Genomic DNA, 21,872 nt, shown 5'->3' with positions numbered 1-21,872 from the left:
TAGTATTGGAAATAATAGAATTTATTATTTCCAATACTAATTTATTATACTAGGGAGGTGTATTTATGCACAAAAAAAGTGTGCCATTGATTCGCCAGATGGGGACAACAGACTGTGGTATAGCAGCATTGACAATGATCTTCCAATATTATAAATATAAGATAGATATTAGTGAATTAAAAGCTACAACAAGTATTGGAAGAAATGGTATGTCTTTAGCAAAAATGAAAGAAATTACGGAAGAACATAATTTTTCATTCAAGGCGTATGGAAACTACGAAACCGAAGAAAATTTGATAAAATGTTTACCGATTATCATGTGTTCAAAAGAAAATCATTATGTTGTAGTTGCGGAGAAAAAATATGGGAAATATATACTTTTAGATCCTTTAAAAGGAAAAGAAAAGGTTGATTATTCATCTATTAAAAAGAATTTTTTAGATGTACTTGTATGTGTTCGACCAACAGAAAAGAATTATAAACGTGAGAAACGTGAGTCTTTTCTTATACCTATAAATAAAAGCAAATTATTTCTGGCAAGTATTCTAACGTTGGTTACACAGGGAATTATATTGATTCCACCGCTCATTATAAAAAAAATAGTCAATGAAATAACGTATGATACATTAGGCTTCAATTTTGTAAAATATGCGTTACTGATATTATCAGTGGCATTAAGTTATTTACTTGCAAATTTAGCTAAAAAAAGGGTAATACTTATTTTACAGAATAATATATACAAAGATACTATATTTTTAATGCTGAATAAAATATTTGATATTGATTTAAGTTATTTTGAAAGCCATTCATCAGGAGATATTGAAAATCGCTTTAATAGTGTCAGTGATATATACGAATTTATATCAACAGCTCTAATTTCAACAGTGATAGATGTGGTTACTGCTGTTTTTTGCGGAATAATGATGATAACACAGTCAATACCATTGTTTGCAGTTATAATAGTAATGACTGTTATACAGATAACAATAGTAATGATTTTAAATCAAAAAGCTAGAATAAAGGTTAAAAATTATATTGCAGATCAGAGTGCATTACAGGCACGAATGGTAGAAACTTTGACTAATATCCAGCAAATAAGGTGCATGAGAATAGAGAATATGCTGAGTGATAGTCTGAAACAGGATTATAAGCATTTAATTAAGAGATTACGTGAGCGTGTACAAATAAGTGATATTATGGAGTCGGTGGTGGGGGCTTTTTCAATAGCTTCTTCATTGATACTTTACGTTATAGGAGGATACTTGGTTTGTGATAATAGGTTGGAATTAGGAACGTTAATAGCCTTTGTCACACTTGCCGGATATTTTACAGGTCCATTTCAAACTCTATCTTTGGTGGTACCTCAAATTAATGTTTTAAAGGAAACAATGATTCGTTTAAAAGAGTTAATGAATTATAAATCTAACCGTAAAAATGGTACTCAGCATATTAATTCATTTGAGTCTATGGAAATGCAGCAAGTAACATTTTCTTACTATGGAAGCACGAAGCCAGATGTAGAGAATGTTAGTATGATGCTAAAAAAGGGGGAGAAGATAGCATTTGTAGGAAGTTCAGGAAGTGGAAAGACTACAATTACAAAATTATTATTGAACGTCTTTTCTCATTATCAAGGACAAATTTTAGTAAACGGGGAAGATATAAAACAAATATGCAAAGAGGATATAGATCGGATATTTGCCATAGTTACTCAGGTTCCAATGGCAATGAATGGAACAATTAGAGAAAACGTGGATATTACAAATACGTTGACAGATGAGGAAATATATCATTATTTAGATTTAGTAGAACTGAAAGATGATATAGAAAAATTCCCATTGGGACTTAATACATTTGTGGGAGAAAATGGACAGAACATTTCAGGAGGACAAAAACAGCGTATTGCTATAGCAAGAGCATTGGCACTGAAACCGGAAGTTATTATTTTTGATGAAGCCACAAGCAACTTAGATCCTCTTACAGAACGAAGAATATGTAATAATTTGAAACAACTACATATTACCCAGATTGTAGTTACACATAGACTGAATGCCATACAAGATGCTGATACAATATACGTAGTTGAAAAAGGAAAAATAATTGAATCCGGAACACATGTGGAACTACTTCAGTTAAAGGGCGCATATTATGATAGTGTAAATAATTAAGAACAGGTGAAAGTCAGATAATGGCTTTCACCTGTTCTTTTAAGAGATCTTTTCTTCATACGGATCAATATGTTCAATAGGTATCTCTAATATGACCTTTAAGCCATGAGGAAGTATATTTTCATATTTGATATTTCCGTTATGGGCGGTTAATATTTGGTAAACCAATTTTAGACCAAATCCATGAACAGACTCCCCATTTGAATTGTACATATTATTAGGAAAAATACCACTATTCATTTTTTCTATTTGTGTAGAAGTCATACCGCCACCATTATCAATGACGGAAATAATACAGGTATCATTTTCTTTTAAAATTTCAACTGTTATTTCACAACCATGAGGATTATGATTAATACAATTTTGAATTAGATTGCTTAGCATTCTTGAAAAAAGTTCCGTATCTCCTTTGATCAATACTGGAATCGTATCAGATGATGAATGAAAGTCAAAAGAATATTTGTTGTCTATTGGTCCATTCATAAAGCCAATGATTACTTGGCGGGCAATTTCCACAGGAGAAAAACTGGTTTTTATTAAAGGCTGCATAGAGTATTCTAGTCTTGAAGTTAAATTTAAATCTGCGATTAGGCTACGGAGTTTTTCGCTTTGTTTACGAATTATACTTGCTTGTAGTTGTACAGGTTGCGAAGCATCTTCATTTTTTTCGATTTCAGAAGCATATCCCAAAATAATAGAAAGAGGTGTCCGGACATCATGCGAAACACCATTAATCCATTCGGCACGCGCCTGTTCTTTTTGTAGAAGATGTTTTCCAGCCTTATTTAGTTCAGCATTTATACTTGAAAGTTCACCTGTTTCTGAAAGGGTAATGGGTTTTCCCTGAGCAATAGAGTCAATACCGTCAATGATTGGCACTATAGATTTTTCTATTTTATGTGTATTACGCCAGAATAATATAAATATCAGTAATATATTAAAACAAATCATTAAAAAGATACCGACTATTAGGCTGTGAATATAATTAATATCTATTGAAAAATTGTATTTTGTTATACTATTAGGTTCGCACCCGATAACCAATAAGCCGGCAGAATGTTCTTGGATAAAAACAGGATATTCTTGTAAGTACCACCGACTAAACTTGGCTATTTGTAAATTTGAATAGGTTCTTGGCAATTCTTCGGGTAAAAATTTTTCCCAAATGACATTTCCTTGTTCGTTTAAAATCATCGCCCAGGCACTTTTATTTTTTAGAATATTTTCTATATAATCAGTAGAAGAAATTGTTCCATCTACATTGAGCGTGATATTTTTGCTAATGGTTTGGACGGGTATATCTGGATCAGTAGAATTATTCCATGCCATGAGTAAAGTCCCACATATTAAAATAATATTTAGTACAAAAAATAAAATCAATATAATAAGGGTGGAAAGAAGATATTTTTTAAAAAAACGCTTGGCAAGCTTCATTATTTTACTCCTTTCACTAGCAATTTATATCCTAGCCCCTTAACTGTTAGCAGTGAAACAGGAGAAGAAGGATTTTTTTCGATTTTTTCTCGAAGATGCCGAATGTGTGTCATGAGGGTAGTTTCATACCCTTGCCACATTTCACCACAAGCAGTTTGGCAAAGAGTTCCTATTGTTACAATGTGATTGGCATTATCTACAAGTTTTAATAATATATTGTATTCTTTAGCAGTCAAAGGAATAATTTTATTTTCACGATGTATTTCTGCCTTATCAATATCTATAAAAGAATTTTCTAATTCTATAATTCGTTTCTCTGTAGGATAACTTCTTTTTAAAATAGCTTGAACACGTAACAATAGTTCTTTAGGCAAAAATGGTTTGATTAAATAATCATCTGCTCCCAATTCAAAACCAGAAAAACGATCTTCGGCTGCATCTTTGGCGGTCAGCATAAGAACCGGAAGTTTACTGAGGGCTCTGATTTCTTGCAATACCTCAAATCCGTCCATACCAGGTAACATAACATCAAGAATAACCATGTCAGGTAGAGTTTCTCTTATTATTTGTAAAGCCATTTCTCCAGATGTTGCGGTCATTATTTTTGTATAGCCTGCTCTTTCAAATATTGTTTTAATAAGGGTGAGTAGTTCTTGTTCATCATCAACGATAAGTATAAATTTATCATACATATATTTTTATCTCCTAAAATTTTATAGTTTAAATTATTATACATCTTGTGGAAAAAGAAGTATAGAGAAAGAGGAAAATCTCAAGGTTACCTCAAGGTTACTTCAAGGAAATCTCAATGTAGTTGGTATATAATTACAGTATAAAAAAAGGAGGTATAAAAAAATGAGTGAATATATTATTCAAACCAATAATTTAACAAAACAGTATGGAGAGCAAAAGAGTGTTTCTGCAATGAACTTGCATGTGAAAAAAGGAAGAATTTATGGACTGTTGGGACGTAATGGAGCAGGAAAAACGACTACAATGAAAATGCTGTTAGGATTAACAAAACCGACATCGGGAAACATAAAAATATTTGGGAAAAGTATGGAAACCAATAGTAAAGATATTTTACCGCATATAGGTAGTTTAATAGAATCACCAGGATTTTATCCTAATTTGACTGGGACTGAAAATCTTCGTATTTTTGCGGAGCTTAGAGGATTAAATAAAAGTAAGTGTGTAAGAGATGCTTTGGAAGTTGTCGGTTTGCCCTATCGTGATAAAAAGTTATTTGCGGAATATTCACTTGGGATGAAACAACGACTGGCCATTGCATTGGCAGTTATGCACAATCCCAATTTGCTGATATTAGATGAGCCTATTAATGGTTTGGATCCTATAGGTATTGCAGAGGTACGTTCGTTTATTAGAGAGTTATGTGATGTTCAGGGAAAAACTATTTTGATTTCTAGTCACATATTATCAGAGATAGAATTACTGGCAGATGATATAGGGATTATTGATAAGGGAATTTTACTTGAAGAAGAAAGTATGAAAGAATTGGCGAAAAAAAATAGTCGCTATGTCAATTTTATGGTATCGGATAGCCAGCGCGCAGCGGAAATTTTAAGAAAAGAATTTGAATGTGATGATTTTCAAATATGTGATAAAAATAGACTTCAATTATATAATACAACAATCCCTAGATCAGAAATTACTTATGTTTTTGTAAAGCAAGGATTGGAAATTACAGAAGTTCATTTATGCGAAGAAACATTGGAAGATTATTTTAAAAGGGTGACCGGAGGTGAAGGAATTGCTTAAATTAGTTAAGGTTGAATTTCAAAAACTGAAAAGAAAAAAGTTTATTCTTTTAGTAACTTTAGCTGCATTTATGTTTCCGCTTCCATTGGCTTATTTAATGACAACACCAGCTATGATGGAGCAATATATTGATAAAGCGGACGCATTTGACGGACTATTTAATATGGTATTGGGGTATGGAATCCAATTTTTATTACCCTGTATTATCGGAGTAGTAGCTGCTATGTTGTTTTTTATTGAACGTGATAATGATACATTTAAAAATATTAAAACAATCCCACTATCCAGTACGCAAGTAGTTACAGCAAAAATTATAGTGCTATTTATTATAGGCGTTGTATTTTGCATAGCATCAACGGTAGCAACAGTTCTGGTTGGTATGTTTACGTTAGATGTATACGGTTTAGGATACAAAATATTTCTGGCGGTTGAAACAGGAATATTTATTACCGCAGGAACATTACCATTGATTGTTATAGTGGTATTTTTTAGTCGTACTTATGTTTTCTCTGTTTTATTATGTATTTTTTATAGCGTTTTAAATATGAGTGCAACAGCACTTTTCGATGCATTACCAAAGACAATATTATGGTTACTTCCTACGCCGCTTACAACATTTTGGAGTGCTGGAGATATGAAAAGACATGGAATTAATATGAACCTTGTACAAATGAATGGATTAATTCCTTCAACTTTTCAAGTAATATTAATTCTTGGGATTATGGCAGGAATTTCAATACTATTAATTGACTGTTTGTACAAGAAAAGGGGGGAATAAAATTGAGGACTATTGTAAAAACAGAATTATTGAAATTAAAACGTTATCATATTATATGGGCGGGGATAGCTCTTATGCTACTCTCTGTTCTATTGACACTTTTTACTTCTATGGCTAATGATGGATCTGTATGGGATTTTCGATACTTAATAGAGCAGGTAATCAAAAATAATATGTCAATGATTTTCCCAATGTGCATAGCTTTGATTGCTGGATATATTATATCGCGGGAAGAAAAAGACGATGTTTTGAAGAATATTATTACCATTCCAATTTCATTTAAAAAGTTGTTGGTAGGAAAACTTATTGTATGTGCAATGTTATCAATATTATTTGGGCTTATTTGTACGATATTTACGTTAATTGCAGAGTGTATAGTTGGTTTTCCTGGATTTACAGTAAATTTGGTAATCCAAGGGCTAGTACAAATAACATTGGAAAATTTACTTTTGTATCTAGCGGTATTACCAATTATTGTTATAACAAGCAGACTATCAGGCGGCTTTATGATAGGTGTCATTGTTGCTTTTGTGTATGGATATGGAGGTATGTTTGCAGCAGGAAATATGACATTGGCTAATATATATCCTATTACTGCAAGTCTGGGATTAATTGGGTATAGAAGTTATGATACATCCGTACAATGGAGTTTTCCATTGTGTTTATGTAGCTTGATAATTATTGTCGCTATTTCTGTAATTTTAGTCGCAACAATGAAAGAAAAGGAGAACAAAAAAACTCGTACAAAAACAAAAAAAGTCAAACCAAAGAAAGGGTGGTTATAAGTGAAAAAAAGTTGTTTCTTTATTCTAATGTTTTGCTTGTTATTGTCTGGGTGTTCAAAAGAGGAGGTGTTGGAAAAATATAATGCAGTAGTCGAAAAGGTGGGAGAAGTACAATTAACCAATGATATAAACCTGCAAGGGAAAAGAGATTATGGGGAAGATTATTATACGGGGACATATCAAGCAGAGTACAAAAAATTTTCTGATACAGAATATCTTTTTGGAGGAACAACAATAGAAAGAGCGGCAGGGAAGCAGGTTGAATTGTTTTGTAACCTAGAAATAACAAAAGGAGAAGCTGAAATATTCATTATTTCTGGTAGCAATGAACCTAAAACTTTAATAAAAACAACAGGTACTTATGAAAATACAATAACATTACCAGATGGCAGTAATTATATCGGGATTGTAGGTAATGATTTTTCAGGAACAGTAAAAATAGAAGTGAAATAAAGATAGAAAATGCTAAAAATGGGTAAATTTGGAAGATACAGGTTTGGTTGCATTTTACTGTGGTAAAAAGTATATGAAGAGTGGAATGGCGGTTGTTTAATACTGCCATTCTTTTTTTTGAAAATGCCTCTATGGGAATTATTACACAGGGAATCGAAAAAATTACATGTAGATGGGATAGTACATTAAATATGGTAAAATATAATCATAATATGAGATCGGAGGTATATTCTATGAAGAAACTATTTAAAGTATTCAGCCTAATGCTGGTGGTGATAATGGCTTTTCCATTCTCTGTTATGGCAAGCGAAAATGACCAGCAAAGAAGTGATTTGATTGGTGCAGAAGAAAGGGATTTTGAAAAATTGATTGCAGAAATCCAGAACATTAAGGCCACTCACCCAGATTATTCAGAAGAAATGCTCATGTCTTTTTTGGAAGCCAATCATCAAGATGTGGAAAGGGGGATTATAGATATTTGGAATGCGCTTACAGATTCAGAAAAGAAACTATGTATTCGTTATCCTTTTGATGCCCTAAAGGTAAATAAAGCAAAAAATATTGCTACTTCGCAGACAGAGGCAAAATTTGGGACAAATGGTTTAGGAAATAGAAGTGATGCTTTTCGTCATGGAATTTGGAATGCTGAAATGACTGTTTTAATAGGAAAAGAAAGAGCAGAGTTATTTGCAACTGCTCATGAAGACAAAGATGTTACAGGAACAGAATCAGACGGATATCCAAAAACAGCACATAGAGATATGGACTTACATAACAATGAAGTGGGAAGAGAAATAGGAGAAAAAAATAAAGAAGCTTCTGAAAGTGAAATGGCGGATATTATTTATCAGGAAATATATTCCGCAACAACATCATTTATATGGCTACATGAATAAGATTTGAGCAGTGCGATTGCACTGCTCGTCTTCGTATTTTGCATATTTTGCGTAATTGATTACTTCTATTATTTGTATCGCTATGAATGAAATAGGGTAGCATGATAGTACAACATGATTAAGAGGTAGGCAATTATGGAAAGTCGTATTAAACAATTACGTGAGAAAAGAGGGTTAATACAGGAAATCCTTGCAGTAGAATTAGGGATAACACAGCAAATGTTGAGTAAGTACGAAAGAGATGTTACGTTAATAAAAGTAGATATTCTGAAAAAGATTGCTGCTTACTTCAATGTAACAACAGATTATTTGCTGGGAGTTTCAGATGTAAAAAGAGATTTGAATGGGCAGATGAAAATGAACGAAGTACTAGACGAATATTACGATTTAGTGGAAGTGTATAAAGAGTTAGATCCATGTGATCAGGAGATGATTTGGTCAATTATACAAATAGTAAAAAAAACGAGTGAGAAGAAAAAATCAGCAAACATGCAGAAGAGAGTGGAGTGAATGTTAAATATAGCAATTTGTGATGATGATATTCAAATAACTGGAAAAATCGAAAGACTTCTCCAGGATATAGCTAAAAGAAATTTTGTTGATACTGAAATAGAAGTATTCTGGAATGGAAAGAGTTTAGCAGATGCTATCGCAGCAGGTGAGAGGTATGATGTTATTTATCTGGATATAGAAATGGATAAAGAAGATGGTATTTCGGCAGCTAGAAGAATTAGAACATACGATAAAAATGTGCGAATTATTTATGTTACGAGCCATGAAAGTTATATGAGGGAATCCTTTGAGGTAAGACCGTTTCAGTTTCTTGTAAAACCTGTAACAGATAAAATAATGGAAAAGTGCTTTAAGTCGGTATATGAAGACATTAATAGTGAAGATTTTTATTTTCGCTATAGTTATCAACGTATGAATCATAAAGTACCAATCAAGGATATTTTATATTTTGAAAGCAACAAACGAAAAATATTTATTGTAACGGAACAAGAAATCCTTGAACTGTACGGAAAACTTAATGAGATTGAAGAAACCCTTAAAACATGTAAAATTTCTTTTTTGCGAGTTCATCAGTCTTTTCTGGTGAATTATAAACATATATCCGGACAATCTTATGATTCTGTAGTAATGGATAATGGACAAAAAATTTCAATCAGTGAAGACCGGAGAAAGATAATTAGTGAACAATATTGTTCTATGGAGGATACGTTTTATGTGGACGAATAGGGTATTAATGTGTGGGATAGATATATTGCTTTGCCTTTGGGCAGTATATTTATTCTTTTTTTATTTCGATATATTTTTTGCTCGTAAGAGAAAAAGGTATTTGTCGGTGATCGGTATAACGCTGTTCGTGATTTGGCAATTTGGAATAACAACGATTATTAGTTTTCCTGCCTACATCAATATTGCTGTGACGATTATGTTTACGTTTTTGGCAGTTATGATGACTTATGAAGGTAGATGGTGGAACAAAGGTGTATTTGTAATTACCTTTAATGCGATTTGGATGTTGATGGAAACCCTGTGCAACTATATTTTGCTAACATACTGCCCTCAATATGCTGCAGTTCGCCAAGTAGGCTCTTTCGTTTCAAAAATATTTTTTAATGCAGTAATTCTTGCATTAAAGAAAGTGTTCACAGATGATGATATTAAGGAATTGCCGGTCAGATACAGTATTTTACTTGTGTTGATCCCAACAGGAAGCATTTATATCATGAACAATATATTTATGCTTGGATTTGCAAATAATAATGGACGTACTCGTATAAACTCTACATTTACTGTACTTATTTTACTTGGTATGAACATATTGATATTTTATGTCTATATGAAGTTGGCTGATGATTTGCGGTTAAGGAGAATGGCAGCAGTATATGAACAGCAACTGGAATTATGCGAACGTCATCAGCAAGAAAGAGAACTTTCAATGTTGCAGTTGCGGGATATAAAACACAATATGAAGAATAATCTTATTTCCATTCTTGCTTATGCAGAAAATAAAGAATATGAAAAAATGACAGGTTTTATTGAAGAAATTATGGGAGAGGGCGGTATGGTGATTGCCTCAATATCGAATAGTGGGAATATTGTGATTGATTCACTTATTGGATATTGGTATGTAACTGCCCAAAACAAAAGAATAATTTTTAAAACGGATATTTGTATTCCGATGATAATGCCTTTTAAAGGAGCTGATCTGAGTCTGATATTGGGAAATTTACTGGAAAATGCAGTGGAAGCAGCAGAGAAGGTTGAAGAAAATAGATATATAAATGTCAAAATGAAATTTGATAAAAATAATCTATTATTGTTCGTAGACAATAGTTATAAAGGGAAGCTGTTAAAAACAAGAGATAACCGCTTGAAATCTACAAAGTCAGATGCAGAAAATCATGGAGTAGGTTTAGCCTCTGTGTATCGGGCAGTAGCAAAATATCATGGATCAGTGGTAATAGAGGATTCAGAACCAGGAAAATTTAAAATTCGGATAGTCTTATATAGTAATGTGCAGGAATAATTACATGAACACTCGAAATAATTACATAAAAAATAATGAGAAAGGAAAGAATGGTAAAATGGAAAGATAAATTTGGTATGCGGTATGGGGACTGATATATGGATAGCGTGAAAATATTGCTGTTTAGTGATGATGAGAAACTGTATAACAGTACTGAAAGGATTATTGGGAAAAAACACCAATTAAAATGGTGTACTTATCAACAGTTGGAAAACAATAGATATCCAACGGCAGATGTTGTGATTTTCCATTTTACTAAAGAGATAATAGAGAGGGAAAGGGCATTTGCGGCTATTATAAAAATAAAAGGGAGTTTGGGGCATTTAACGCCTATTCTTGCTATTAGCGAAGGGGGATCAATACAGGATATTTTTTCTATACTGAAAGCAGGAGCTTACGATTATATAGAAACAATAGATAACACACGAAAATATAAGAAAAAGATAGAGAACCTGATTTTATGGAATTGGTATATAAAAAAACATACATCAGCAAAAAAGAGGCAATGTTGAGAAAGAACCGGAGAAACATTGCTTCTTTTTTGCTGCCTTTTTGGGAAAAATTACATCAATACTCGGTTTTTTTACAAGAGAACCGAATGGGAGATTTTTTGTAGTAATGTATTGGTAAACAAATGAAAGGAGATTTTAATTATGAAATCTAAAAATTTAAAAAATCAGCCAGCAAAAGTATTAGCAAATTTATCTCTGAAACTTGGTAAAATGTCAGCGGACAGTGCTTGCTGTTATATTTATCATCAGCCAAAGATGCCAGAAGCATTGAAAAAAATGAAGAAACTTTAATTTCATGGGAAGATTATCGGAAAAAATAACAAGATACGTTATTGATGCCGGTGCAGTTTCAGAGGAATTGTATGCAGTATATCAATATGGATTTCAGATTGGATTAGAGATGTTAATTTGCCTATTCGTCTGTATGAGTATAGCGATATACTTGCATACAATCCCAGAATTCCTTGTGTCTACAGGTGTTTTTATGTTTTTAAGAACCTATGCTGGTGGTGTACATCTGAATAGCTTTAAGGCTTGTTTTATATGCTCTGTTACTGTTCAAGTTATGATTTTGCAAATTAATAACAAATATCCATTAGAGCTGTTTGTGGCTTGGGGGATTATTTTGGTCAGTTCCATTTGTATATGGAAACTTTCTCCTGTAGAAAACATTAACCATGAGTTGAAAAAAGAAGAAAAGGAACATTGCCGAAAAGTAACAGGTAAAATACTAGGAGCTATTTTCATTGCTGCTGGCTGTTGTACAGCTTTAGGTATGAAAAAATATTTATCCTTGATTGCGTTGACAGCGTTGACCGTTTTTATATCACAATGTATCGGCATCATAAAGTATAAAGTTGAAAAAGAGAAAAATTAGCGGGAATGATAAAATATTATTGTTTCCGCGTTTTTTATTTAAAATGGTAAAACTGTACAGAAATATAGAAAAGACTGTTGTGGGAGGAAAAGATGCAGAATATTTTTTCGGAATACAAAGATACCATAATTGTTGTTGACCTCATGAATCATCAAACAACTGATTTACTTGCCTGTCTCTGAATTAACCTGTATACTGCCATCAGCATACAAAAGGAAAGCGTGTGAAGAAACAGTTAGTCATCCGTCAACGCATCGATATGCACTGTACAGGATGTAAGCAAGAGATATTTACAACCAAGGCATTGGATGAGATCCATAAGGCATCTGCAGGAATCCCACGGATGATCAACCGTGTCTGTGAAAAAGCTTTGATGTATGCGTTTCAAAATCAGAAACGATTGATCGATGATTATATGATCAAGTTCGTTGTGGAACACGAGATGCTTAGGATGGTAACTTCATAAAGCAGGTACCGCCTGGAAACAGGCGGTATTGCCTAACTGACTGGTGACAGAAAGTTAACCAAACGAGCGTCAACTGATGTGAGCAATCTTGTGACATCTCATGAAATCACTAACACATAATATTGAGAAAAGAAAGGGAAAACTTTAGCTTGCTTTTATACCTTTTAGCTTAAAAATCAATTTTAGAAGGATGCCGCGGCTGACAGTCAGCATAAAATTGCTTTGAAAGATAATGGACATGGGATAACAAGATAGAGAAAAAATTATAGAGGAAATTAAGATAGATGTTGACTTGTACAAAAAACATCTGGTAAGTAATAGAGCTTTATATAACGATATCAAGAATTCTTAATAGGATTATAATTAAATAGCACGAAAAGGCAGAAGTGTTTGTATATATAAAAGTTCTTATGAAAATCTTAATAGTTTTTAATGAAAATCATAATGAATAAATAAAGGAAATTTGTTATAATTCAAATTATGGAAAGAGGGTGATGATGGTATGTGCGAAAAAATATTAGTTATAGATGATGAGAAGGATATAGCAAATTTACTGGAAGTTTATTTGCAAAATGAAAATTACATTGTTTATAAATATTACTGTGCTAAAGATGCAATACCTTGTATTGAAAAGGGCGATATAGATCTTGCTATTCTTGATATTATGCTCCCGGATATAAATGGTTTTTCCTTATGTCAGCGTATTCGTGAAAAATATACTTACCCCATTATTATGCTAACTGCCAAAATTGAGGAAACAGATAAAATTACTGGACTTACATTAGGTGCCGATGATTATGTGACAAAGCCATTTCGTCCTTTGGAAGTGGTTGCCAGAGTAAAAGCCCAGCTACGACGCTACAAAAAATATTCATCCGTTACAAGTGAAGAAGGAATAAAGCCAGAACTTTCATACAATAAATTACGATTGAACGTGCAGACACATGAATGTCTATTGGATGGTGAGAATGTGTCGCTGACTCCGACCGAGTTTTCAATTCTTAATGTTTTGTTGGAAAATGCCGGGACGGTTGTAAGCATTGAATATTTATTTCATGCAGTATGGAAAGAGGAATATTATTCAAAAAATAGCAGCACTATCACAGTGCATATCCGACATTTGCGTGAAAAATTAAAAGATACTTCTGATACCCCGAAATATATCAAAACAATTTGGGGAGTAGGTTATAAAATCTGAAAGGAGAACCCATGAAAAGAAAGCGAAAATTTGGGGTGTCAGTTCTTTTTTTGATTTATCTGGCACTTTTGGTTTGGATAATATTATTTAAGCTGCAATTCAATATCAATGATTTAGACACTGTAAGAAAGATAAATATTATTCCATTTTATTACGATAAAGAGATTGGAGTAGATTTTCACATAAAAGAAGTTCTTGAAAATTTATTGATTTTTGTCCCAATGGGCATATATCTGCAAATGCTTTTGTTTAAGAGCAAATCCTATTTGAAATTATTGATAATTGCTGGAATAAGTCTATTGCTGGAAATTACACAGTATATACTTGCTATTGGTAGTTCTGATATTACCGACCTGATTACTAACACAGCAGGCGGTCTTTTGGGTATTGCTTTATATTCTATTGTGGCTCGATTGCTAAAAAGTCGAGAAAAAGCAGATAAATTATTTTTGGTTATTGCTGTAATTGTGAGCACCTTCATAATCGGTCTGTTGGCACTTCTTTTATTTTTAAATTGATTGGAGGCGTGCTTATGAAAAAAAAGCAACTTACTACGGAAAAGCGGCTTGGAGTACAATTATATTTAGTACTATTTTTATATACTGTAACTGGTATAGGACTGGAAATTTTGGCACAATTCATTTTTCCGAAATTCGATAGCAAAATTTTATCATGGCTATACTGGCGTATAGATATGATTTTTATTTTCTATCTAATCATTGGTTTTGTATGTATATTTAATTACTTCTGGAAAAAACCATGGGGATATTTGGATGAAGTTATTTCCGCAACACAGACAGTTTATGAGCAGAATGATCATCCTGTAGCATTGTCTGATCCCCTTAAAGAATTAGAGGAACAACTTAACCAGATTAAACGGTCTGTGTTGTTAAGCAAACAGGTAGCAAAAGAAGCTGAGGATAGGAAAAATGAAATTGTTATGTATCTGGCCCACGATATACGCACTCCCCTAACAACAGTGATTGGATATTTAAGTTTACTCCACGAAGCACCGGATATGCCTGAAAAACAGAAAGAAAAATATGTTCAAATTGCATTAAGTAAGGCTGAACGACTTGAAAAGCTTATCAATGAATTGTTTGAAATTACAAAATATAATGCACACACTGTCTCGTTAAAGAAAGAAAAGGTAGACTTACAGTGTTTGTTGGCACAGGTAGTTGATGAAATATATCCCTCTTTATCTGCAAAAGGCAATTCGGCTGCTTTTACGGTTGATGATGATTTAGTTGTATATGCTGATCCGGAAAAGCTGGCAAGGGTTTTTAGTAATCTTTTGAAAAATGCAGCGGCATACAGCTATCCTAATACAGAGATTATTATAACTGCAAAGCGTTGTGGTAATAGCGTTCAAATAAACTTTGAAAATCATGGACGGACTATTGAACCTGAACAAATTTCTGGCATATTTGAAAAATTCAATCGCTTGGATGAAGCCCGCCTTTCTGATACAGGCGGTGCAGGATTAGGACTGTCGATTGCAGAGGAAATTATACGATTACATGGTGGAACCATTACTGCGTTTAGCGAAAATGAGATGGTGTCTTTTGTGATTATGCTTCCCATTTCTGATTAGGCATTTAGAAGTAAAATCTTAGGAATTTCTTAGGAGATTTTGTTCCATATCTTTGAGATTAAACTGTTTTTGTTCGGTACAATAGTTACTGAACAAGGACAGTTTTTTGTTTAAGAGAAAGGAGTACACCTATGGAATTAAAGATTGAACACATCAGCAAACAGTTCAAAGATAAAACTGCAGTCGATGATGTCAGCCTTACATTAACAACTGGCGTATGGGGATTATTGGGGGCAAATGGGGCTGGAAAAACCACTCTCATGCGAATACTTGCAGACATTATGACACCTAGTAGTGGTCGTATATCTTTGGATGGGAAAGACATTCATAAAATGGGAGCAGATTATCGCAATATCTTTGGCTTTTTGCCACAAGATTTTGGCTATTCCCGCGATTTTACGGTCAAAGACTATCTGGAATATGTTGCTGCACTAAAGGATGTGCCGCTCAGAGAAACCACAAAGAAAATCAACTATCTGTTGGATATTCTTACCCTTTCTGATGTGAAGCGAAAAAAAATTGCACAACTATCTGGTGGTATGAAACGTCGTGTAGGAATTGCACAGGCCATGCTGAATGACCCTAAAATTCTTGTTATGGATGAGCCAACAGCAGGACTTGACCCTGGAGAAAGAGTACGGTTTAGAAACTTCATTTCGGAATTTTCCCATGACCGTATTGTGTTGATTTCTACGCATATTGTTTCTGATATTGAATATATTGCAACTCGTAATGCGATTATGAAAGCTGGAAAGATTATTGATGTGGGAACAACAAGCGATTTGGTAAAACAGATTGAGGGGAAAGTATGGAGCTGTGCGATTCCTGCTCATAAGATGATGGACTATGAAATGCGTCTGAGGATTATCAATCAGCGAGGCGAGGACAATAATCAAATATCTATTCGTTATCTTGCAGAGCACTCCGAAGTAGAGGGTTCCATTCTTGCGGAGCCGCGTTTGGAAGATTTGTATTTATGGTTGTTTCCACAAGAAGATGTCGAAAGGGAGGAAAAATAATATGCGTTTATTTTGTTTAGAAGTAAAGCGTGTCCTGAAATCACGACGCACACTTATCTTAATTGCTGTGGCTCTGGTTATGTCTGTTGTTATGGCATATCTGCCGATTGCTTTTGAGTCCATAAATCGTCCAAACCCAGATGGAACAAAAACAGAACTTGATGGTATGGAGGCAATCGAATTTAAGCGTGATTTATATTCTGCTATAAATGGCGAAGTTACTCCAGAAAAAGTGAGTGAGGCTTTGAGAATTTATCAAAGTTTGATAAACGAATATGGTCCTATGGAAAGTGACACATTTCCGCTTTCTGTCAGTATTAAACAGATTGTACCTATTCGTCCATTGCTTAAAGCGTTGCCAGAACTATATGCTGATCCGTTAACTGGAATAGGACCTGATCTTATGGATATTGATCCAGAAGATGTTGCACAAAATTATTATCAGAAATGTGAAACTCATCTGGCAGATGTTATGAGGAATGAGCAACGCAATCATCCGGCCGCACAACAACAAGCCTTAGAACAATATAAAAAAGTCGATATGCCATTTCAACTTTATGCAGGATATTCCAAAGACGCGTTTGACTATGTTGAGCTTTATATTATGATTTTGGCAATTTTATGTGTTTCCATTATCACGCCTATTTTTTCTGGTGAATATCAATCAGGCGCGGATAGTATTTTGCGTTGTGCAAAGCATGGTCGTACCAGATTAGCTATTACAAAGATATTGGCTTCCAGTATGATTGTGATGGTTGTGTATACTATGTGTATTACACTGCACTTAGCAATTTCAGATATCACATTTGGAACAAATTGTTTACAATCTTCTGTTCAAATGTTGTTTTCTATTATTAACTTGCCAAACTGGGACTTAGCACAGATGCAGATTGTTATTTCGTTAGTAGGGTTGATATCTGTTTTAGCTTGTGTTTACTGTACTTTTTTTTTATCAGCAAAATGCAAAGATACATTGACGGTATTGTTGATTGCTATTGGCATAGTCCTTATTCCGACTTTTGCTTACACAGCATTAGGGGTAAATTGGATTTCAGCTATTTTTCCATCTGCGGGACTTGGTATGCAAAATAATTTTCTGTATCAACTTATCAATTTTAATTACCTACATATTGGGGGAATGAGTTTTTGGACACCGTATACTATATTAATTTCCGCATTGATTGAGATTCCTGTTTTCTTATTTCTTACAGTTCGAACTTATTGTAGGCACCAGATGTAAATATAAGGAAAAAGGGCTATATTCATAAAGTATAGAGGATTTATTACATCAAGTATCGAAATTGTTACATCAAAATATATTTTGGGGGATTTATTGATATAATCGGTTCATAATAAAAAATCCAAATGAAAGGAGTGTTTAGAGTGAAAGAGCAGAAAAAAATATCTTTAGAATCGCTGGTATCTGAAATCGAAAAAAATGGAAGAATTGGGCGCTTGGGTAAAGTTTTTAAGACAGAAAAAAATTATTATTTTTATGATACAGGAACTGGAAAAGTTGCCAAATTAAATTCGAACGTTTACATTGTACTGAAAAGTTTATTGGAGGGAATGCCAGTCGAAGATATTAAAAATCTTCAATTAAGTAAAAGTGAGTTTGAGGATGCAATTTCAGAAATTAAGTCGGCAATGGAAAATGAACATATTTTACAAGCTCCACCATTAAAAACGCTGACAGGTGATGCAGTAACAGAGTTAGATGATATTCTTGAAAATAAGGTTGAGAATGTTACTCTTGAAGTTACTGAAAAATGTAATTTACGTTGCAAATATTGTATTTATCATCCTTCTCATCCAGAATACAGGGCGTTCGGACATGAAAACATGAAATGGGATGTTGCAAAAAAAGCTATTGATTTTTTAAAAGAGCATTCCCAAAATGCAGAAAATAGGCACATTGGATTTTATGGTGGAGAACCTTTACTAAATTTTGAACTTATTGAAAGAGCAGTTGAATATGCTAAAAAATTATTTGGCGAGGATATGTCCTTTGCAATCACTACAAATGCAACATTGGTAAATGATAAGATCGCAGAGTATTTTGCCAAAAATAATTTCAATATTATTATTAGCTTGGATGGTCCTCAGGAAATGCACGATGCAAATCGGCTTATGGTTAATGGGACAGGTAGCTTTGAAAAAACAGTTATGGGAGCAAAAAAACTATTTGAAGCATTCCATAAGGAAGGAAAGAGTTCTAAGATTGGATTTAATATGGTTGTATCGGGACCAGGTTATCTTGAACAGTATACAAAAATTCAGGAGTTTATCGAAAAAAGTGAATGGATTCCCAAAGACGTTATGATTTTGACTGCAACGGTAGATCATGGACCGTCAGAGAGTGATTACTTTTTACCGCAAGGAAAAGAAGATAGATGGTTTATGGAAGAGTTTTATGAACCTTTAATGAAATGGGAAGAAGTGTATAAATCAAATCCAGATAATACAGAAAAAACTTTGTTTACGGATGGTTATATGGATAAGGGAATGATGATTATACACAAACGCTTGTTGACAGAAACACCTATTCAACAGTATGGAATGAATGGATGCTGCGTGCCGGGACAAAGAAGGATTTATGTCACTACAAAAGGTGAATTTTTACATTGTGAAAAAGTAGGAAATATACCTTGTTTAGGCAATGTGAATGAGGGATTTGATAAAGAAAAAATTAAGAAACTTTATGTTGAAGACTTTATAGAAGAAGCAAAAGAGTATTGTAAAGAATGTTGGGCAGTTAATTTATGTACATTATGTTATGTTAATTGCTACGATGCTAATGGATTACATCTTTCATATCGACATAATTCATGTCGAAACGAAAGAAAGTATTTGGAAGACAATTTAAGACGATATCATGCATTAATGGAGGCAAATCCAAGCGAATTGGAACAATATAATGAAATGGAAATTCATTAACAAAGGTAAATACGTTTATATTTACATAGATGTATTTAAATTACAAAGAAAGGAGGAATCGTTATGAAGTTTGTAAATCCAATTGGAAGAACACCTGGATCAGGAGTGCAGCCGAGAGCATGCATGTGTACTGATGGATATGCAGGTTACAGAGGCAATGATGATGGTTGTGTTCATTGTGGCTGTGGCTGTGGTGGCGAAGGAGAGTATCGTACAGGTAACAGAGTAAATGCTGTTGCTACATTCCGTTCTAGTACTCTCTAAGAGGTAGTAAAAACGAAGGCGTAGTACTATATGTGCTACGCCTTCACTATATAGGAGAAAAATCATGCTAAAAAAAATAAAAAGGAATATTTTTTTGATTTATTATACGATAAGATTAATTTGTAAAATATGTAAAGCAAAATTTATTCTGGCATTTATTTTGTCTATAATAAATGGAATTCTTCCTGTTTCGTCCTTATTGGTAATGCAACAGTTGTTAAATGAAATACAAAACAAGACACAATCATATCAATATGTGGTGTATCTTTTGATTTTATATTTCGGGCTAATTATCTCGGAATCGCTTTTACAGAATTTAGCAAGCTATAATTTAAACAATTTAAACAATCATTTAGTTTATGGAATAAATTACATTCTTATGAAAAAATGTGGGGATTTATCATTGGAAATGTTAGAGAGAACAGAAACATATGATATGATAAATCGTTTAGAACAAGAAATTGGAAATAAACCATATCAGACCATGCAAGGGGTATTAGGCTTAGCATCTAATTTAGTTTCGTTATTTTCAGCCGCAATGATACTACTTTCATGGAATCCAATTCTTGTGATTATAATGATTGCTGTGTCAATATTAATGTTTATAGGACAAATTTATGTTGGTAATAAAGAATTTCTAATGAGATATGAGCGCAGTGGAAAAGAAAGAAAAGCGTGGTATTATACATATTTACTTACACATGATACAGCATTTAAAGAGGTAAAAGCATATGGATTAAAAAAATATTTGCTGGATAAATATTGTAGCTTAGTCAAAACTTTCATAAAACAAGCCAATGAAATTGAAAAAACCAGAGCTGTTTTAAATATGATTATTTCGTTTATACAAGATATAGTTTGTATAATTATAATGATTATTGCAATATATTTGGCTTACGTAGGGAAAAAAATGATAGGAACCACTATGTCATATTTAAATGCTGTGTCCATGATGCAAAATGCTACAAATAGCATTGCCTCTAATGTTTATTCTATTTATAACGCAAATTTATATATACAATTACTAAAAGATTTTTTAGAAATAAAAGAAGGGGAGAATGCGTTAGGTGGTACAAAAGTAGATAATATAAAGACAATTGAACTAAGAAACGTATCTTTCGATTATCCTCAATGTAAAATGGCACTATCTACCATTAATTTAAAAATTAAATCAAACGAACAGATTGCAATTGTAGGAAAAAATGGATCTGGGAAAAGCACTTTATTTAAAATTTTATGTGGGTTATATAAACCTACTAGTGGGAAGCTATTTGTTAATAATCTTGATTTGGAGAATATTGATGTAAAGAGTTACAGGAATTGTATATCTGTTCTTTTTCAAGATTTTTTAAAGTATGAAGGTACATTGGAAGAGAACGTTTATATAGGAGATATTAGTACAGAAGTCGATGAAAATAAAATTAAAAATTCATTGTGCAAAGCAAACGTTGATTTTTTAAAAACCGAAAGAGGATACGAACTAAAAAGAGGATTAGGAAATTGGTTTGATGAAGGAGGTCAATTATCAGGTGGTCAATGGCAGAAAATAGCGTTAGCAAGAACCTATTATAAAAATGCAGATTTATATTTGTTGGATGAGCCTAGTTCCGCATTAGATGTAACAGCAGAAACCAAAATTTTTAAGAGTTTTTTTGAGGTGAGTAAAAATAAGATAGCAATATATATAACCCATAGAGTAAAAATTGCACAGGATGCTAATAAAATAATTGTATTAGATGGGGGTAAAATAGTAGGTATAGGAACACATGCAGAGTTATTGAAAAATTGTAGTGTATATCAAGATTTATATAATCAAGAGAACCTAAAAAATAAAGGGTAATGCATGATGCCTACTCTCCTTTTGGAAATAGAGAGAAATGCTGCTGTTCTAACATTTCCCAACAATTATTTATAGGATGAATATTCGGTGGATATGCACAACTTTAAAATTAGGCGCTTGCATAAAACGGAACATATCTAATCTGAAAAGTAAGAAGCATATTCATATTATTGTGAACTTCTGTGAAAATTAACGCTCGATTGAAACAACTGAGTGTTTTCAATGTTTCCATCGGATTTAAAGTAAAATTCTGAGAGTTAATTAACTCTACGAGGAATTTATAAAATTCACTGTAAACGGCTGAAATAAACTATTTTTAGAAAATGAGAGTTA

Annotated in this window: 23 protein-coding genes; 21 read left to right on the top strand and 2 right to left on the bottom strand. The window is 33.0% G+C overall.

Annotated elements, in window-relative coordinates; genetic code table 11:
• The first annotated feature begins 65 nt into the window (after nucleotides 1-65).
• Entirely contained in the window at nucleotides 66-2,168 is a 2,103-nt protein-coding gene (locus tag WKT17_RS04280) for a peptidase domain-containing ABC transporter (protein ID WP_117689880.1), read from the top strand.
• A gap of 39 nt (nucleotides 2,169-2,207) precedes the next feature.
• Here the strand turns inward: WKT17_RS04280 and WKT17_RS04275 are convergent, their stop codons facing one another.
• On the bottom strand, nucleotides 2,208-3,602 hold the full coding sequence (locus WKT17_RS04275) for a sensor histidine kinase (RefSeq protein ID WP_117689881.1): 1,395 nt from the start codon (nucleotides 3,600-3,602) through the stop codon (nucleotides 2,208-2,210).
• Nucleotides 3,602-4,294, bottom strand: coding sequence for a response regulator transcription factor (locus tag WKT17_RS04270; protein ID WP_055056065.1), 693 nt, complete (start codon nucleotides 4,292-4,294; stop codon nucleotides 3,602-3,604). The genes WKT17_RS04275 and WKT17_RS04270 overlap by 1 nt, the downstream gene beginning before the upstream one ends.
• Before the next feature lie 163 nt (nucleotides 4,295-4,457).
• Between WKT17_RS04270 and WKT17_RS04265 the strand changes: the two genes are divergently transcribed.
• The 20 genes from WKT17_RS04265 (at nucleotide 4,458) to WKT17_RS04170 (ending at nucleotide 21,539) form a co-directional block, all read left to right on the top strand.
• On the top strand, nucleotides 4,458-5,381 hold the full coding sequence (locus WKT17_RS04265; RefSeq protein WP_055056064.1) for an ABC transporter ATP-binding protein: 924 nt from the start codon (nucleotides 4,458-4,460) through the stop codon (nucleotides 5,379-5,381).
• Nucleotides 5,374-6,159, top strand: a complete 786-nt coding sequence (locus WKT17_RS04260) for an ABC transporter permease (protein ID WP_117689883.1) — start codon at nucleotides 5,374-5,376, stop codon at nucleotides 6,157-6,159. The genes WKT17_RS04265 and WKT17_RS04260 overlap by 8 nt, the downstream gene beginning before the upstream one ends.
• Before the next feature lie 2 nt (nucleotides 6,160-6,161).
• Nucleotides 6,162-6,944: an ABC transporter permease gene (locus WKT17_RS04255; protein WP_117689884.1), complete on the top strand. Its 783-nt coding sequence runs from the start codon at nucleotides 6,162-6,164 to the stop codon at nucleotides 6,942-6,944.
• Nucleotides 6,945-6,971: 27 nt separating this feature from the next.
• On the top strand, nucleotides 6,972-7,397 hold the full coding sequence (locus WKT17_RS04250; protein ID WP_117467776.1) for a hypothetical protein: 426 nt from the start codon (nucleotides 6,972-6,974) through the stop codon (nucleotides 7,395-7,397).
• A 233-nt stretch (nucleotides 7,398-7,630) separates the two neighbouring features.
• Nucleotides 7,631-8,293: a DUF6973 domain-containing protein gene (locus tag WKT17_RS04245; protein ID WP_117689885.1), complete on the top strand. Its 663-nt coding sequence runs from the start codon at nucleotides 7,631-7,633 to the stop codon at nucleotides 8,291-8,293.
• Between the two features lie 135 nt (nucleotides 8,294-8,428).
• On the top strand, nucleotides 8,429-8,803 hold the full coding sequence (locus WKT17_RS04240; RefSeq protein WP_055056059.1) for a helix-turn-helix domain-containing protein: 375 nt from the start codon (nucleotides 8,429-8,431) through the stop codon (nucleotides 8,801-8,803).
• Nucleotides 8,804-9,532, top strand: coding sequence for a LytR/AlgR family response regulator transcription factor (locus tag WKT17_RS04235; protein ID WP_026648513.1), 729 nt, complete (start codon nucleotides 8,804-8,806; stop codon nucleotides 9,530-9,532).
• Nucleotides 9,519-10,829 (top strand): sensor histidine kinase, encoded by a 1,311-nt coding sequence (locus WKT17_RS04230; RefSeq protein ID WP_117689886.1) that lies wholly within the window; start codon nucleotides 9,519-9,521, stop codon nucleotides 10,827-10,829. Before WKT17_RS04235 ends, WKT17_RS04230 begins: the two co-directional genes overlap by 14 nt.
• A gap of 98 nt (nucleotides 10,830-10,927) precedes the next feature.
• Complete coding sequence (locus WKT17_RS04225) at nucleotides 10,928-11,341, top strand: hypothetical protein (RefSeq protein ID WP_026648511.1); 414 nt, start codon at nucleotides 10,928-10,930, stop codon at nucleotides 11,339-11,341.
• Between the two features lie 141 nt (nucleotides 11,342-11,482).
• A complete protein-coding gene (locus tag WKT17_RS04220; protein ID WP_081019423.1) occupies nucleotides 11,483-11,632 on the top strand; it encodes a cyclic lactone autoinducer peptide in 150 nt (49 codons plus the stop codon).
• 4 nt (nucleotides 11,633-11,636) lie between these two features.
• Nucleotides 11,637-12,218, top strand: coding sequence for an accessory gene regulator ArgB-like protein (locus tag WKT17_RS04215; RefSeq protein ID WP_117689887.1), 582 nt, complete (start codon nucleotides 11,637-11,639; stop codon nucleotides 12,216-12,218).
• A 223-nt stretch (nucleotides 12,219-12,441) separates the two neighbouring features.
• Nucleotides 12,442-12,684, top strand: coding sequence for a hypothetical protein (locus tag WKT17_RS04210; RefSeq protein WP_055056056.1), 243 nt, complete (start codon nucleotides 12,442-12,444; stop codon nucleotides 12,682-12,684).
• Between the two features lie 502 nt (nucleotides 12,685-13,186).
• Nucleotides 13,187-13,882: a VanR-ABDEGLN family response regulator transcription factor gene (vanR, locus tag WKT17_RS04205; RefSeq protein ID WP_055056055.1), complete on the top strand. Its 696-nt coding sequence runs from the start codon at nucleotides 13,187-13,189 to the stop codon at nucleotides 13,880-13,882.
• 11 nt (nucleotides 13,883-13,893) lie between these two features.
• A complete protein-coding gene (locus WKT17_RS04200) occupies nucleotides 13,894-14,400 on the top strand; it encodes a VanZ family protein (RefSeq protein ID WP_055056054.1) in 507 nt (168 codons plus the stop codon).
• Between the two features lie 14 nt (nucleotides 14,401-14,414).
• A complete protein-coding gene (locus WKT17_RS04195; RefSeq protein ID WP_117689888.1) occupies nucleotides 14,415-15,479 on the top strand; it encodes a sensor histidine kinase in 1,065 nt (354 codons plus the stop codon).
• Between the two features lie 131 nt (nucleotides 15,480-15,610).
• Complete coding sequence (locus WKT17_RS04190; RefSeq protein ID WP_055056052.1) at nucleotides 15,611-16,498, top strand: ABC transporter ATP-binding protein; 888 nt, start codon at nucleotides 15,611-15,613, stop codon at nucleotides 16,496-16,498.
• Nucleotide 16,499: 1 nt separating this feature from the next.
• The gene (locus WKT17_RS04185; RefSeq protein ID WP_055056051.1) at nucleotides 16,500-17,738 is read left to right on the top strand and encodes an ABC transporter permease subunit; all 1,239 of its coding nucleotides are present in this window, start codon (nucleotides 16,500-16,502) and stop codon (nucleotides 17,736-17,738) included.
• Between the two features lie 143 nt (nucleotides 17,739-17,881).
• Nucleotides 17,882-19,435 (top strand): radical SAM protein, encoded by a 1,554-nt coding sequence (locus WKT17_RS04180; protein ID WP_227159163.1) that lies wholly within the window; start codon nucleotides 17,882-17,884, stop codon nucleotides 19,433-19,435.
• A 63-nt stretch (nucleotides 19,436-19,498) separates the two neighbouring features.
• Nucleotides 19,499-19,699: an Apre_1838 family putative sactipeptide bacteriocin gene (locus WKT17_RS04175; protein ID WP_081019422.1), complete on the top strand. Its 201-nt coding sequence runs from the start codon at nucleotides 19,499-19,501 to the stop codon at nucleotides 19,697-19,699.
• Between the two features lie 64 nt (nucleotides 19,700-19,763).
• A complete protein-coding gene (locus WKT17_RS04170) occupies nucleotides 19,764-21,539 on the top strand; it encodes an ABC transporter ATP-binding protein (protein ID WP_055056049.1) in 1,776 nt (591 codons plus the stop codon).
• Nucleotides 21,540-21,872 lie beyond the last annotated feature (333 nt).

The sequence above is a fragment of the Blautia sp. HCN-20427 genome (assembly GCF_037890365.1).
GTDB lineage: Bacteria > Bacillota > Clostridia > Lachnospirales > Lachnospiraceae > Blautia.
Note: the sequence above shows the minus strand (reverse complement) of the source record. Positions and strands in the feature narration are given on the sequence as shown.